The 14,677-nt window shown below is 63.6% G+C and carries 11 protein-coding genes; 6 read left to right on the forward strand and 5 right to left on the reverse strand.

Going from position 1 to position 14,677, the window contains the following annotated elements; all coding sequences use genetic code 11:
• Nucleotides 1–21: 21 nt before the first annotated feature.
• The 3 genes from Spa11_RS15785 to Spa11_RS15795 are packed head-to-tail and all read right to left on the reverse strand — an operon-like array spanning nucleotide 22 to nucleotide 2,862.
• Nucleotides 22–1,152, reverse strand: coding sequence for an MlaD family protein (locus Spa11_RS15785; protein WP_145113973.1), 1,131 nt, complete (start codon nucleotides 1,150–1,152; stop codon nucleotides 22–24).
• 37 nt (nucleotides 1,153–1,189) lie between these two features.
• On the reverse strand, nucleotides 1,190–2,020 hold the full coding sequence (locus Spa11_RS15790) for an ABC transporter ATP-binding protein (RefSeq protein ID WP_231932978.1): 831 nt from the start codon (nucleotides 2,018–2,020) through the stop codon (nucleotides 1,190–1,192).
• A complete protein-coding gene (locus tag Spa11_RS15795; RefSeq protein WP_145113975.1) occupies nucleotides 2,017–2,862 on the reverse strand; it encodes an MlaE family ABC transporter permease in 846 nt (281 codons plus the stop codon). The genes Spa11_RS15790 and Spa11_RS15795 overlap by 4 nt, the downstream gene beginning before the upstream one ends.
• Before the next feature lie 518 nt (nucleotides 2,863–3,380).
• Here Spa11_RS15795 and Spa11_RS15800 point away from each other — a divergent pair.
• The gene (locus Spa11_RS15800) at nucleotides 3,381–4,826 is read left to right on the forward strand and encodes a PQQ-dependent sugar dehydrogenase (RefSeq protein ID WP_145113977.1); all 1,446 of its coding nucleotides are present in this window, start codon (nucleotides 3,381–3,383) and stop codon (nucleotides 4,824–4,826) included.
• A 500-nt stretch (nucleotides 4,827–5,326) separates the two neighbouring features.
• On the opposite strand, the gene Spa11_RS15805 is transcribed toward Spa11_RS15800, so the two are convergent.
• Together Spa11_RS15805 and Spa11_RS15810 are read right to left on the reverse strand one after the other, a co-directional pair.
• Nucleotides 5,327–7,900, reverse strand: coding sequence for an ATP-dependent Clp protease ATP-binding subunit (locus Spa11_RS15805; protein WP_145113979.1), 2,574 nt, complete (start codon nucleotides 7,898–7,900; stop codon nucleotides 5,327–5,329).
• Nucleotides 7,901–8,091: 191 nt separating this feature from the next.
• Nucleotides 8,092–8,796 carry a hypothetical protein gene (locus tag Spa11_RS15810; RefSeq protein ID WP_145113981.1) on the reverse strand — a complete coding sequence of 235 codons (705 nt, stop codon included), beginning with the start codon at nucleotides 8,794–8,796 and terminating at the stop codon, nucleotides 8,092–8,094.
• A gap of 490 nt (nucleotides 8,797–9,286) precedes the next feature.
• Here Spa11_RS15810 and Spa11_RS15815 point away from each other — a divergent pair, with 490 nt between their 5' ends.
• The 5 genes from Spa11_RS15815 (at nucleotide 9,287) to Spa11_RS15835 (ending at nucleotide 14,571) form a co-directional block, all read left to right on the forward strand.
• Complete coding sequence (locus tag Spa11_RS15815; protein WP_145113983.1) at nucleotides 9,287–10,351, forward strand: thiamine phosphate synthase; 1,065 nt, start codon at nucleotides 9,287–9,289, stop codon at nucleotides 10,349–10,351.
• A 92-nt stretch (nucleotides 10,352–10,443) separates the two neighbouring features.
• On the forward strand, nucleotides 10,444–11,532 hold the full coding sequence (locus tag Spa11_RS15820; protein ID WP_145113986.1) for a mannose-1-phosphate guanylyltransferase: 1,089 nt from the start codon (nucleotides 10,444–10,446) through the stop codon (nucleotides 11,530–11,532).
• On the forward strand, nucleotides 11,529–12,053 hold the full coding sequence (gene ruvX, locus Spa11_RS15825; protein ID WP_231932979.1) for a Holliday junction resolvase RuvX: 525 nt from the start codon (nucleotides 11,529–11,531) through the stop codon (nucleotides 12,051–12,053). Before Spa11_RS15820 ends, ruvX begins: the two co-directional genes overlap by 4 nt.
• A gap of 5 nt (nucleotides 12,054–12,058) precedes the next feature.
• Entirely contained in the window at nucleotides 12,059–12,475 is a 417-nt protein-coding gene (locus Spa11_RS15830; RefSeq protein ID WP_197529436.1) for a hypothetical protein, read from the forward strand.
• 176 nt (nucleotides 12,476–12,651) lie between these two features.
• A complete protein-coding gene (locus tag Spa11_RS15835; RefSeq protein ID WP_197529437.1) occupies nucleotides 12,652–14,571 on the forward strand; it encodes a S16 family serine protease in 1,920 nt (639 codons plus the stop codon).
• Nucleotides 14,572–14,677: the final 106 nt, after the last annotated feature.

Here is a 14,677-nt window from a genome sequence, read left to right on the forward strand (position 1 = left end):
GCCGCGACGCGAAGGATTGCATTACTTCAAGCCGGGCCCTTTATTCAGCGCCCCACCGACGAGGCGGCCGGGCTCGCGGGCGATCTTGTCGGTAAACACCCGGGCGTCGTCGAGGATCGGCCGCACTTGCTTGAGACGTTCGTCCATGTGGTAGAGCACCACGTTGGCGTTCGCCACGACACGTTGCACTTCGTCGTAGAGCTCGGGGTCGTTGAGCAGCCGGTTGAGCGTGCCGCGGCTGGCGGTCATCGTCCCGACGAAACGTGACGCGTCGGCGAGCGTGCGGTCGAGGTTGTCGATCGCCGAGACCAGCTTCTGCGACAGCTCGGCGCCCTGGTCGCCTAGGGGCTTGGTGAAGCCTTCGAGGTTACGCAGGTTCGTCTCGGCGCTGTTCACAACGCCGCCGAACTGATCGAGCGTTTGCGTCGCCTTCTGCACGGTGGTGCGGGCGTCCGTGAGGAGAGCGGGGATCTCGTCGACACCACGCTGCAGGTCGGGGTCGCTCACCAGGGTCTCGACCTGCTTCATCGTCCGCTCCATCACTTGCATCGTCGCCTGAAATTCGCGCATCGAGACGGTCATGTCATCCACGAGACTCGTCATGCGTTCGCCGCCGAAGTCGTCCCCTAGAGCGCGATTCACCTTGGTCGTCAACTGTTCTACGGCGGTGGCGGCGCGGCCCATCGACTCGATCGTCGGTCCCACATCGACCTGCAAGCTGGTGAGTGCTTCGATCGGGTCGGGGAGTGAAGAGGCCGCCACGAGCGAATCGGGCTCGAGCCGCTGCGGTGGCATGGTTCCGTCGCCAGCGTAGGCGAAGTTGATCACCGCGTCGCCAAAGAGAGACGAAGGCCGGATGCTGCAGGTGTCGGATTGGTAGATCGGCGCCCCCGGCTGGATATCGGCCGTGATCAGAACGCCCCCTTCGGGTAAGAAGTCTGCGCTGGTAACACGGCCTATCGCGACGCCATCCTTACGCACGGGCGTGTTCTCGCCCACGCCCGGCGCGCGGTCGGTGCGGATTTTAATCTGGTAAGTCGACGCCCCAAGCGGCAACGACACGCCGGCGCCAAACGTCGCCAGCACGGCCGCAATGCCCGAGATGACGAGCGTCACAGCGCCGACACGCAGTTCTTGGTTTCGGTTGGACATTTGGAGTGGGCAGTCGGCAGTGGGCAGGTAAAAACCGCTAGGCGATTTGTAGTTCTTCGAGGCGATCGCCGGCTTCGCCGCGGACGAATTGGGTGACGCGTGGGTCGCTCGATTTCTCGATCTTCTCGGCCAGGCCTTCGTAGACGATCTGCGATTCGTCTCCCTTGAGACGCGGCACCGGGTAGAGCATCACGATCCGGTCGGCGACCTTCCTCGCGCTGTGCATATCGTGCGTTACGACGATGCTCGTGACGGGATTCTCCGACTTCCGCAGATCACTGGTCTTGAGGATTAGTTCATTCACGACGTCACTCATGATCGGGTCGAGACCGGTCGTCGGTTCGTCGTAGAGCAGCACATCGGGGTCCATCATCAACGCCCGCGCAAGGCCGACCCGCTTACGCATGCCGCCCGAAAGCTCCGCGGGCTTCTTCTGCATCGCCGATTCGGGCAGGCCGACCTGACGCAGGTGCTCGAGCGCCTTCGCGCGGGCCTCGTCGGGCGTACCCCGCCGGTGTTCCAAGAGCGGGAACATCACGTTCTCCGCCACCGTTTGCGAGTCGAACAGCGCCGCTTGCTGGAACACGAATCCGAACCGCAACCGGGCGGCGGTCAAGTGGCGGTCGTCCAGTTCATTTAGCGTCTGACCATCGAAGACCACACGGCCCGAGGTCGGCCTTACCAAGCCGATCAGCGTCTTGAGTAGCACGGTCTTGCCGCACCCGCTCTCGCCGATGATCGCCAGCGTCTCGCCACGGCGGACGCCGAGTGACAGGTCGCGCAGCACCGTCTGCGATCCGAACTGGACCGACATCCGCTCGACGGCAACCAGCGGCTCTTCGGTAGTTGAAACTGGCGTAGCCGTCACATCCCGCTCGGCGGCCAGAGGAAGTCGTGCATCCGGTCGAGCCCGATGCTCAGGAAGAGATCGAGCACCAAGATCGTTACGAACGATTGCACGAACGAGATCGTCGCCGCCTGGCCGACGCCCTCGGCGCCGGCGCTGGAGTGGAAGCCGCGGTAGCAGCTGATGATCGCGATCGCGGCGCCGAAGAAGAAGCTCTTGATGACGCCGTACGCGATGTCCCAGCGCTCGGTCCCTTCGCGGGCGTTCTCGAAGTAAAAGAACGGGTCTACGCCGAACACGTAGATGCAGTAGAACGCGCCGCCGAGCACGCCCATCGCGATCGCAGCGATCGTGAGCAGCGGGATCATCGCCAAGCAGGCGAGGAACCGCGGCGCTACCAAGTGTTGGATAGGGCTCGCGCCCATCGACGCCAGCGCGTCGATCTGTTCGGTCACTTTCATGGTGCCCAGTTCGGCGGCGATGGCGCTTCCGACCCGGCCGGCGAGCATGGTCGCGGCGAGCACGGGACCCAATTCGCGGAACATCGACAGGTTGATCATCACGCCAAGGCGTGACTCCATGCCGAACGCGCGGAACTGGTAGTACGACTGCACCGCCAGCACCATGCCGATGAACGCGCCGGTAAGGCAGATCACCGGCAAGCTCGAGACGCCGATCTGGTGCAAGCTCGCCACCAAGAGCCGCCGACTCGGCCAGCGCGCGACAATCCAGGAAAGTGTCTGCAGGAAGAAAATCGCCATGCTGCCGAGCGTCGCAACGCCTTCGAGCACCTTGGCGCCAACCCATACAACGCCATCCAACAGACCTAAGCCCGAACGCGCGGCGGCAAGCGGCGAAGCCATCGGAAGGACTCGGGCAGTGAATCGAGGCACGGACGAAAGCGCGGCGCAGGGCCATCGAATGCTTTCGACTTTGCCGGCTGGGCGACTTGAGCAAAATTTGCCGACGATGACGTTATTAATCACGTCTTACAGCAGACAGCAGCCGGCGGGTAACGAACTAGTCGCGCTTGCACCAATGGCGAGTGACGGAGGTGTCCATCCAGCCGGCCGCCCCCCCTCGGTGAGGGGTTCTTGGGTCCCAATTGCTACGGCGGCCGCTAACTCGATAACAGGCGGCTATTGGTTGATTGTGGCCCAATTGTTGACCGCATTTTGCAACGCAACTACCCTGCATTTGCTCTCGATGCTGGAGGCGAGGTCTCTGGGAGGGACTTTCTGGCTAACGCATCTTCGCTGATTCCCTTCGGCTGTCCCCCCTTGCCGCGGCCGAGACACGCTGCGGCCCTCTTTCCACCCGCCTTCCTGCCTGTCGTTTAGTTGCGGATCGACTCAGGCGATTACTCAATCACTGTAAATTGATGGCCTATCCCGTAAGCAAAATCACCCAGATTCTCACCGCGGTCGGCCTGATCCTCACGATGGCAACTGCGGCGGACGCTGTGCCCTTGCGCGCAGAGTTAGTCGCAACAACGTCCGGATTGCCAATCTACCTTTCGGCCACTCAATCGGATCCCAACAACATCTACTACGCGACGCGGGCGAGCGGCTTGATCAACGTGCTCGACCGGACGACTGGGGCTCTCAAGTCGACGTTTCTCGACCTGCCCAATTCGACGGGGATTCAAGACGGCTTGTTGTGTTTTGCCTTCCACCCGGATTACGAGACCAACGGCCTCTTCTACACCTACGTCTACCGTGACACGGACCCCTTTGTCCGTGTCGTCGAGCGGAAGCGTTCTGAGACCAATCCCCTGCAGGCTGACCCCACGTACGAGCGTCAGATTATGGAGATGCCGAACCGGGGGAGCCACAACGGTGGTTGGCTCGGCTTCAGCCCCGTCGATGGCTACCTCTACGTGACGACGGGTGACGGCGGAGCCAACAACGGCGTCGATAACGGCTTGCCCGCCCAAGACCCGAACGATCTACACGGGAAGGTGCTGCGACTCGATGTCAGTGGTGACGATTTCCCCGAGGACAGTACTCGCAACTATGCGATTCCTGCCAACAACGCGTTCGAGCCGGGCGAGGGCGCGGCGGAAGTCTATGCGCTAGGCTTGCGGCATCCTTACCGCGCGTCATTCGACCAGGCCAACGGCGACCTCTACATCGGCGACGTGGGCTCGAACATTTACGAGGAAGTTAATCTCTTGCCCACGGGGCAAAGCGGCGCCAATTTCGGATGGCGGGCGCTTGAGGGACCATTCGACGTCCCGTACGTAAATGACCCGGCTCCTCCCGACGCCATCGACCCCATCTACTACTATCCCTCCGTTTCTGGTGGCGTCTCGATCACAGGGGGAACCGTCTATCGCGGCGATGCGATCCCTGCCTTACAGGGGGAGTACGTATTCGCCGACTTCAACCAGCGGTACGTCCGTTCTTTTAATGTCGATGACGAGACGATCAACGTGATTGATCGCGGCCCTGAACTCTTCCCCGACTCTCTCCCCCCGCGCATCACCGCCATTACGGAAGACGCGATGGGCGAGCTCTATCTGGTCGATTATCTCGGCAACAAGATTTACCGTGTTGTCGCCGACGTACTTGAGGGTGACTTCAATGACGACGGCGTCGTTGATGCGGCGGACTACACCGTCTGGCGCGACAACGTTGGGAACGACGCCAGCCTTCTGCCTAACGACATCGACGGTGGAGAAGTCGGCGCCGCCCAGTACGATCGCTGGGTCGCCAATTACGGCCGCACCGACATCGCGTCCAGCGCCATCCCGGAACCGGCCGCCATCGGCATGGCGTGCCTCGGAGCCGTTTCACTGCTGTGGCGCCGACGGCTGCCCGGCTGAGTTGAAGAGCCGGACGATCCAATCAAACGCCGCCCCATTAGTGCATGCTAGTGGGGCGGCGTCGTTCTAGAGCGTGCTTCACTTGGCCGTAGCGCTTCTAGCCTCGCTCTGATCCACGACGCAATGTGGAGAAGTCTCGCGCAGAGACGCAGAGACGCAGAGTTGGATGCCTTCAAGACTCACGCAGAGGCGCTAAGCCGCAAAGAACGCGTTGCTGTGCGATCGTTTACAGCTACGCTCATTTCTCAACGACTTTGTCTTTGCGCCTTGGCGGCTTGGCGTGAGTCTTCGCTGCCTACCCTCCGCGTCTCCGCGTCTCTGCGCGAGACGCTACAGCAAAATAAAGTCCGCTATAGAACACCAACTCTGCCGTTAGATGCGGTCGCCTGAGACTAATCGAAGCACGACGCCTTCGAATCGAAGGTGTTGATCAAGCAAAAAGGCGGGCCGCACTCTGCGGCCCGCCTCGATGGTTGCGGTACTCAGGCGTCCTGCGGGGCTCAGCCCTCGGTCTCTTCGCCTTCGCCGCCGACGCCGGCGCCGACGGTTTCAGGCTCCGATTCCTTCGTTTGCACCCCCTCGAACACGAGCTGCTTCTTTTCGCCGACGGTCTTCACGTCGACGCGGATCGTGTCCTTGCCGGCGAACTCGCCCTTGAGCAGCTCCTCGGCCAGCGGGTCCTCGACGAACGACTCAATCGCACGACGGAGCGGACGCGCGCCGTAGTCGGTGTTCGAGCCCTTCTTCACGAGGAACGCCTTGGACTCGTCGGAGAGTTCGAGCACGAGGCCCTTCTCTTCCAGACGCTGGCGGACCTTGGCGACTTCCAGCTCCACCACGTGCTTGAGGTTCTCTTCGGTCAGGTGACGGAAGACGATGACGTCGTTGACACGGTTGATGAACTCGGGACGGAAGACCTTTTCGATCTCGTCCATCACACGGGCCTTCATCGCGTCGTAGCTGGCGTCCTCGTCCGGCTTCTGGAAGCCGAAGGCGGACTCGTTCTTGATCGCTTCGGCGCCCGCGTTGGTCGTCATGATGACGATCGTGTTGCGGAAGTCGACGTTACGGCCGAACGAGTCGGTGAGGCGCCCCTCCTCCATCAGCTGGAGGAGCATGTTGAACACCTCGGGGTGCGCCTTCTCGATCTCGTCGAGCAACACCACGGCGTACGGACGGCGGCGGATCTGCTCGGTGAGCTGACCACCTTCCTCGTAACCGACGTACCCGGGAGGGGCGCCGATCAGTCGGCTGACGTTGTGCTTCTCCATGTACTCGGACATGTCGATCTGGATCAACGCCTCGGCGTCGCCGAACATGAACTCCGCCAACGCCTTAGCGAGCAACGTCTTGCCGACGCCGGTCGGACCGGCGAAGACGAACGTGCCGGTGGGACGCTTTGGGTCTTGCAGGCCGCTGCGGCTGCGACGGACCGCCTTGGCGATCGCCTTGATGGCCTCGTCCTGGCTGATGACCTTCTTGTGTAGCTCCTCTTCCATCCGCATCAGGCGGAGCGAATCTTCGGTGCTCATCCGCGTCAGCGGGATGCCGGTCATCTTCGACACGACTTCGGCGATGATGTCCTCATCGACGACGCCGCCATTCTCACGTGACTTTTCGCGCCAGTCCTTGGTGATCTGGGCCTTCTTCTTCTTGAGCTTGTCGGCCTGGTCCCGGAGGGCGGCGGCCTTCTCAAAGTCCTGGTTCGCGACGGCCTCTTCTTTGTCGCGGTTGAGGGCCTCGACCTCTTCGTCGATCTCTTTGAGATTTGGCGGCTTCGACATCGTCTTCAGACGGACCCGCGCGCCCGCCTCATCGATGACATCGATCGCCTTGTCTGGCAGGCAACGGCCGGTGATGTAGCGGTCCGAGAAATCGACGGCAGCGTCGATTGCGTCGTCGGTGATTTGCACACGGTGGTGCTCTTCGTACCGCTCACGAAGGCCGCGGAGGATTTCCTTGGTGTCGTTGGCCGTGGTCGGCTCGACGAGCACTTCCTGGAACCGGCGGGCGAGCGCCGAGTCCTTCTCGATGTACTTGCGGTACTCGTCGAGCGTCGTAGCGCCGATGCACTGGATCTCGCCACGGGCGAGGGCCGGCTTGAGGACGTTCGACGCGTCGATCGCGCCCTCGGCGCCACCGGCGCCGACGAGCGTGTGCAACTCGTCGATGAACAGGATCGTGTTCTTGGCGCGACGGACCTCGTTCATCACGGCCTTGATCCGCTCTTCGAACTGGCCGCGGTACTTCGTGCCGGCGACCATCATCGCCAGGTCGAGCACCACGATCCGCCGATCGAGCAGCAGTTCAGGGACGTTGCCGTCGATGACGCGTTGGGCGAAGCCCTCGACGATTGCCGTCTTACCGACGCCCGCTTCGCCAAGCAGCACCGGGTTGTTCTTCGTGCGGCGGCAGAGGACCTGGATCGCGCGCTCGATTTCTTTTTCGCGGCCGATGACCGGGTCGAGCTTGCCCTGACGCGCCAGCTCGGTGAGGTCACGGCCGAAGCTGTCGAGCGCGGGGGTCTTGCTGCGCGAGCCCTTGCGCCCGCTGCGGCCTTCGCCACCTTCCTCTTCGCCTTCCTCGGCGGTCTCCATGCCGGCACGGCCGCCACGCTCGGGCTCACCCCCCTCAATGCCGTGGCCGAGGAGGTTGAGCACTTCGTCGCGGACTTCCTCGAGCTTGAGACCGAGGTTCATCAGCACCTGAGCGGCGACGCCCTCTTGTTCTCTAAGTAGTCCGAGCAGGATGTGCTCGGTGCCGACGTAGTTGTGATTGAGGTTCCGCGCCTCTTCCATCGAGTATTCGATGACCTTCTTGGCGCGGGGGGTCTGCGGGAGCTTGCCCATCGTGACCATGTCGGGGCCACTCTGAACGAGCTTCTCGACCTCGAGGCGGATCTTGCGCAGGTCGACGTCGAGGTTCTTCAGAACGTTCGCCGCGACGCCGCTTCCTTCCTTGATGAGGCCGAGCAGCACGTGCTCGGTCCCGATGTATTCGTGGTTGAAGCGCTGGGCCTCTTGGTTGGCCAGCTGCATCACCTTGCGGGCGCGGTCGGTGAAGCGTTCGTACATGGAGTGTCTCCGTTGCGATAGCGAGCCCGGCGGCTCACTGGTTGGATCGGTTTAGCTCGGCGGGCTTGTCTTTCCGTGCCGGGGTCGCTTGTGGACGTCTTTCGGTAGTGTCGCTGTGCTGTCGTTGATGCGCTGTATTGTAGGCCTTTGTTCACCTTCTCACCAAGACGGTCCGCCAAGGCGGCGAACTTTCAGGCCACCCGACGCTGACCGGCGTCAGCCGAGGGCCGGGCAGAATCGATCGGCAGGATGGTGGGGTCCTCGTCTCTTTCGTCGGCCGCGGGCCGCAGGAACTCGTCGAGGCGGCGGTGCTCGTCGGTGATCTCGTGGCGCCAGGCGACAGCGGCGTCGAGCCGTTCGACCCGCCGCAGCAGCCGTTGGGCGTGGCGGTGACGCCCCGCTGTGCGGAGCACACTCACCAGCCAGAACCGGGCCTCGAAGTCGTCGCGGTCGCGGCGGATCGCCTCGCGGAGCTTGCGTTCCGCCGTGAGCCAATCGCCCCGCAGGTAGCTCGTTTGCGCCTCGCCCAATAAGGAGTCGTTCAGTAAGGAGTCGTTAGGAACAGGCTTTGATCGGTCGGTTTCGGCCGGGTCATTGCCGTCGATTGCCTCGCTTTCGGCGGCCTTGCGTTGGGCGGCCAATCGACGGAGCTCGCCGCGCGTTTCCCATAACGCCGCGAGCCATAGCGCAACGGCCGTTGCGCCACATGCAAACTTAAGCCGTGATTCCAGCCACGCGGGCCAAACTAGCGTCGCCAGAACCAGAACGTTCAGCAGCACCGAAAAGGCCAGCGCCAACGTCAGTCCCGCCAGTGAGCCCCGCACCCATAAGTGCGGCAACCCGGGCCACAGATAGGCGGCCCAGTGCAGGTGGCGGCGGGGCTGACGACGAGGCAAAAAACCGGCCCTTTCGGGTAGCCGCCGGCTTCATCGAAGCGGCGGCATGGCTAGTGAGTATGCAAATAGCGGGGCGCATCGACGGGATAGGCCGATCCGTCCCGTCGTAACGGCGGCGCGGAGTGTATCGGTCGCCCCGAGGGGTAACAAGACAAACCCAACGGCGAAGGGGGTTTACGGCGAAACAGGACCGCTAGCAGCGCCCTCGCTGACGGCCTCTACAAACGTACGCCGCCGGTTGGATGTGGGATTCCACATCGTGCGGATTCGCCGCCAATGTGGCAGGCGAAGGTGAGGCGCCCTGTCTGGAAGAGGTTGAAGGGATCAATAACCAAGCCCCAATGACCAATTGAAGGGATCTGGGGCCGAAAATGTGGTGCTGTCGCCGTGCGCACTACAGCATTGGTCATTGGGATTTGGACATTGGTCATTAACTTCATCGCGCCTTTGCGTGAGACTACGACCTGAACTCTCCAAGCACGCCCGGCCCATGAACCACCCAAACACCCTAAACCACCGCGTCATCCGGCTCCTCGACGCTTCGCTCAACCGGGCGAGCGAGGGCGCGCGGGTCGTTGAGGACTATGCACGGTTTGTGCTCGACGACGCTCACCTCGCACGGCTCGCGAAGGAGCTGCGGCACGGCATCGCGGCGGCGGGGGGCATTCTGCCGCTAGCAGACCGGCTGGCGTGTCGTGACACGCCTGGGGACGTGGGGACGGCGATCTCGACTGCTAGCGAGGGCCAACGCACCGACGCCTGGGCCGTCTGCGCCGCGAGCCTGGGTCGCTTGCAGGAGGCGATCCGCTCGCTGGAGGAGTATGGCAAAACGATCGACCCGGCCCTCGGCGCCCGGTTCGAGCGGCTGCGGTACGACGCCTACACGCTCGCCTCCGGCCTCGGCGGGACTCAACGCGGCCGCGAACGCCTCGGCGATGCCCGACTCTACGTCCTTATTGACGGCTCCGAATCGTCCGAAGCGTTCGCCCGACGTGTCGAGACGCTCTGCGAGGCGGGCGCTGATGTGCTGCAGCTCCGTGACAAGTCGCTCGACGATCGAACCCTCGTCGAGCGGGCTCGCCACTTAGCGAGTCTCTGCCGTCGGCACGGCGTCACGTCGATCATCAACGACCGGGCCGACATCGCCGTCGCCGCCGGGGCCGACGGCATACACGTGGGGCAAGAAGAACTGACCGTCGCCGACGCCCGTTCGGTTGTTGGGCCGGGGCGATTGGTGGGCGTATCGACGCACTCGATCGAACAGGCCCGCACCGCGGTGCTAGCCGGGGCGGATTATCTGGGCGTTGGGCCGACGTTCCCATCGACAACGAAGGCGTTTGCCGAGTTCCCGGGGCTCGATTTCGTCCGCCAAGTCGCGGCAGAGGTCTCGCTGCCGGCGTTCGCGATCGGCGGAATCACCCCGGCAAACGTTAGTGAGGTCGTCACCGCGGGCCTGCGTCGTGTAGCCGTCAGTGGGGCCGTATCCGGAGCAAGCGATCCGATAGCCGCCGTGGAATCGCTCGTCGCAACGCTCGGGGGCCAGTCGGCGGGATAGAGTTGGGGCGTTAGAGTGTGTTGGCTCTTTCCGACGGCTCCGACTCCCTCACGGTCGCGGCTCAAAAAACTCAGCCCACTGCCCACTTCTTCATGCTCCACGCGATCATCATGGCCGGCGGGTCCGGCACTCGGTTCTGGCCCGCTAGCCGCCGCGACAGGCCCAAACAGATGCTCTCGCTCGTGGGCGATGAGACGATGATCCGCCAGACCGCGCAGCGGCTCGGCGATGTCGTGCCGCCCGAACGGCGGATGGTCGTGACGAATCAGCGGCTCGTTGCCGATGTTGCAAAGCAACTACCGGAGCTCCCCGCGTCCTCGATCGTTGGCGAACCCTGCAAGCGCGACACGGCGCCGTGCATCGGCTTGGCGGCACTGCTGGTGGCGAAGGCTCGCAAGGACCCGGACGGGACGATGATCGTCATGCCGGCCGACCATGTGATCGCCACGCCCGAAGTCTTTCAGGCAGCGGTGAAGCAGGCCGAGGCCCTAGTGGACGCTGAGCCATCGCGGATCGTCACCTTCGGCATCAAGCCGACCTACCCCGCCGAGATCTTCGGTTACATCCAACGGGCCGAAGCGCTAACGGACACTTGCGGCGACGCGTCAGCGTTCAAGGTCGCGCGATTCCGTGAGAAGCCCGACGCGGCGACCGCCGCCGAGTTCCTCGCCTCGGGCGATTTCTATTGGAACAGCGGCATCTTCTGCTGGCGGGCTTCGACCATTCTCGACGCCCTGCGCGAACGCCAACCGGAGACGCTCGCCCACCTCGAAAAAATCGTTGACGCCTGGGACACGCCCGACGGGCCGGCCGTGTTCGAGCATGAGTTCGCCGCCATCAAGGGCGTGTCGATCGACTACGCCGTGATGGAGCACGCCAAGAACGTCGCCGTCATCGAGGCGCCCTTCGAGTGGGACGACCTCGGCGGTTGGCAGTCGCTGCCGCGCCGCCTCGGCGCGGACGACGCCGGCAACACGATCGTCGGCAAGCACCTCGGCCTCAACACCACCGGCGCCATCGTCCGCACGACGCCCGACCACCTCGTCGTCACGCTCGGCTGCGAAGACCTGATCGTCGTCCACACCCCCGACGCCACCCTCGTCGCCAACAAGCACGACGAAGAAAGCATCCGGGCGATTGTAAAGGAGTTGGAGACGCGCGGGTGGGAGAGCTTTTTATGAAGGCGGAAAGTGGAAAGGGGAATGCCGAAAGCGACGATGCCAATCCGCAATCCGCAATACGCAATCCGCAATTGCAGCGCGGTCGCATCGGCGGTATCGATTACGGCACGGTCCGCATTGGCGTGGCGATCGGCGACCTCGAGGTCGGCATGGCTTCGCCGCACGAGAATTACAACCGGCGTAGCGAGCGGCTCGACGGCGAGTACTTCGCGACGCTCGCGCGGGAAGAGCGACTGATCCGCTGGGTCGTCGGCCTGCCGGTGCACCTCGACGGCGGTGAGAGCCAGAAGTCGCTTGAAGCGCGGCGCTTCGGCAAGTGGCTTGCGGAGAAGACCGGCGTGCCGGTCGAGTTCTTCGACGAGCGCTACACGTCGTCGCAAGCCGAAGAGATTCTGCAGGCGGCGAACCTCACCAGCAAACGCCGCAAGGCGCGGCTCGACGCACTCGCCGCACAGATCATGCTGACGGCGTATCTGGAGAGCGGCGCGAAGGGCCAAACCGACCCCGGGTCGATCGGATGACTGCCATGTACCCAGATGCCCTTGATGCTGAAAAGGTTGGCAGTTACCCCGCGAGAGCCGGAGCTGGAGGAGGCCTCGTATGGGATGCGGTCCTGGAGTACCGCGTTTGGATGCATCCTGAACACGGCGCCCCAGACATAAGCGAGGGTGGAGACTACTACCACGCGTTTGCCACCTACGACGAAGCTGCATCGTTCGCCCAAGCAAACCCAGGTGCAGAAGAGCCGCTTGCGCTCGTCCTGCAACTAGAGCATCTGAACGAACCCAGTCCCGGCGTTTACGAGCACGTGACCGCGCCCCGGCAAGTCGAGTGGCCGCCCAAGTTCCTTGTGCGGCCAAAGCGAACTCCAACGACAATCCCAAACTTCCTTGCGGCTGACGCACCGCCAAATCGGCTCGATATCCTGCGCGGAATCGCTTAGCCGTGTGGTGCTACCCGTGTAGGGAGCAATAACGCTCACCTCTTCGGACCCTTTCTCGAAAGGTTCTCATCGATCTCGACACAGCCGCGTCCGCTGTAATTAGAATGGCGCCTGTCAGGGGCAGACGAGCAGCAATTCACGCGGTTAGCACTTCCTTTTCGCTGGAGGGTGAGTTGATGGCGATTCGCGGTCCGATTCGTTCTCGTGCGTGGTCGATCTTACTGGGTCTGTTGGCGGCGGGAGTCGTCCAGGCTCAGCCCGTCCCCTCACCCGTCGCCAAGCCGCTGCCCGCGACTTCGGTTGTCGTGTCGCCACTGTTCTTCGTCACCGGTCGGGCGGGAGCCCCGGGCGCCGACGACATCGAGCCCTTCGGCATGTGCGAGGACTTCGAGTTCACTATCGGGGGCTACGCACCGGGAACGATCCGCATCGGCGTTCTCGATAGCCGGATCGGCGGGTCGAGTCGTCTCTGGCACGCGACCACTTGGCAGGCCGCGCTGACCGCTTCGCAGCTGCTCGACTACAACCCGCGCGCCACGCAGGCGACCCTGGCGGTCAGCGGCAACATCGACGGCCCCAGCGCGGGGGCGCTGCTGACCGTCGGCGTGCTCGCCGGCGCCCAGGGTCACACGCTCGATCCCGCGATGACGATGACCGGCACGATCAACCCCGACGGCGAGATCGGCGCCGTCGGCGGCATCCCCTACAAGCTCGAAGGCGCCGCCCGCGCCGGCAAGAAGGTGGTGCTCATCCCCAAGATGGCGCCGCTGGAGTTCGACAAGCGCGCGGACAAGGTGGTCGATCTGGTTGAGCATGGCAAGGAGCACGGCGTCGAGGTGCGGCTGGTCCACAACATCTGGGAAGCCTACGAAGCTTTCACCGGCAAGCCGTTGCCGCGGCCCGACGACGTCAGCCCCCCTGCTCTGCCGCTTCAGGCGAGCCGGCGGATGGAGAGCCGGATCGATCGCTGGCTCGCCATGGAGGCCTCAGCCCGCCAGACCTATGAGTCGTGGGGCGTTCGCGGACAGAACGATTACGCCGACGCTTTGCTCGAAGAGGCCGCCGATTGCCGTGAGAAGGCCGAGCGTCTGCGGCGACAGGGGCAGTTCGCCGCCGCTTACGCCGACGCCCAGTGGGCGGCGATCAACGGCTCCGTCGCCCATCAGGTCGGCCGCTGCGAGTACGTGTACGCCGACGGCGGGCTCAAGGCGGTCCAAGCGATGCTCGCGCAGAAGGATTGGATCGAGGACGAGTCCGAGAAACTGCAGGCCGCGCTGAAGTTCTTCCGCCCGACCACGCTCGAGCAACTGCCGTACTACATGTACTCGTGCGATCAGTTCCTCGTCGGCCTCGCCTATCGAGAACTCGGCGAAGCGATCGCCGAGAACCTGTCGGAGGACGACGAAAAGGCGACCATCCGGATCGTCGATGCGGCCGAACGCCAAGCGATGGCGTGGCTGGCGATGAAGCTGTCTTACGAGTACTTGGAGCTCGCCAACCTCGAAGGGGGCCATCCCATCCCCGACGACGCGCCGCTCGAGGAACTCACCGAGCTCTACCTCCGCTGCGCCGAGGCCAACCAAGCCGTCGTCGACGAGCTGGTGCTCACCCCGGCGGCCAAGGAGCTGCATGCCTCGCAAGACATCATGAAGGGGCGGCTATCGATCGCCGACCCCGTCTACGGAACCAACGCGATCGTGATCGGGTCGATGCATTCGCGTCTGAACGAGGTCTTCGGTCCCACCGAGCAACTCAAGTACGCCCGGCTCGGCGCCGCGCTGAGCCTCAACACCCGGTCGGCGATGCTCATCGCGAAGTACCATTCGCTCGGCGCCGAGCTCGACGAGAACTTCTTGATCACGGGCATCAAGAACGAGCCCGCCGTGAGCGACTGGCTCGACGACAGCCGTAGCCAAGCCCGGCGGGCGATTCACTCGCTCGTCGACTCCGGCATCGATTACACGGGGTGTGTTCACCTCTACTCGATCGCCCGCGTCGGCGAGGGCCGCGATCTCGACGACCGGTTGTCGGCGTTGCAGTACTACTTCGACATCAATGTGATGTCGCAGGTGCTCAAGCGCATCGCCGGCAAGTGAACCAACCGCCCGGTAAGGTCCCCTGAGCGAACCGTTCGTTGCGGCTTGCGCTAGAGTTGATGCAAGCTCTTACCTACGGCCCGCACAGCAGACCCTACTGCCCCCA

Origin of the sequence: Botrimarina mediterranea (genome assembly GCF_007753265.1) — a bacterium.
GTDB lineage: Bacteria > Planctomycetota > Planctomycetia > Pirellulales > Lacipirellulaceae > Botrimarina > Botrimarina mediterranea.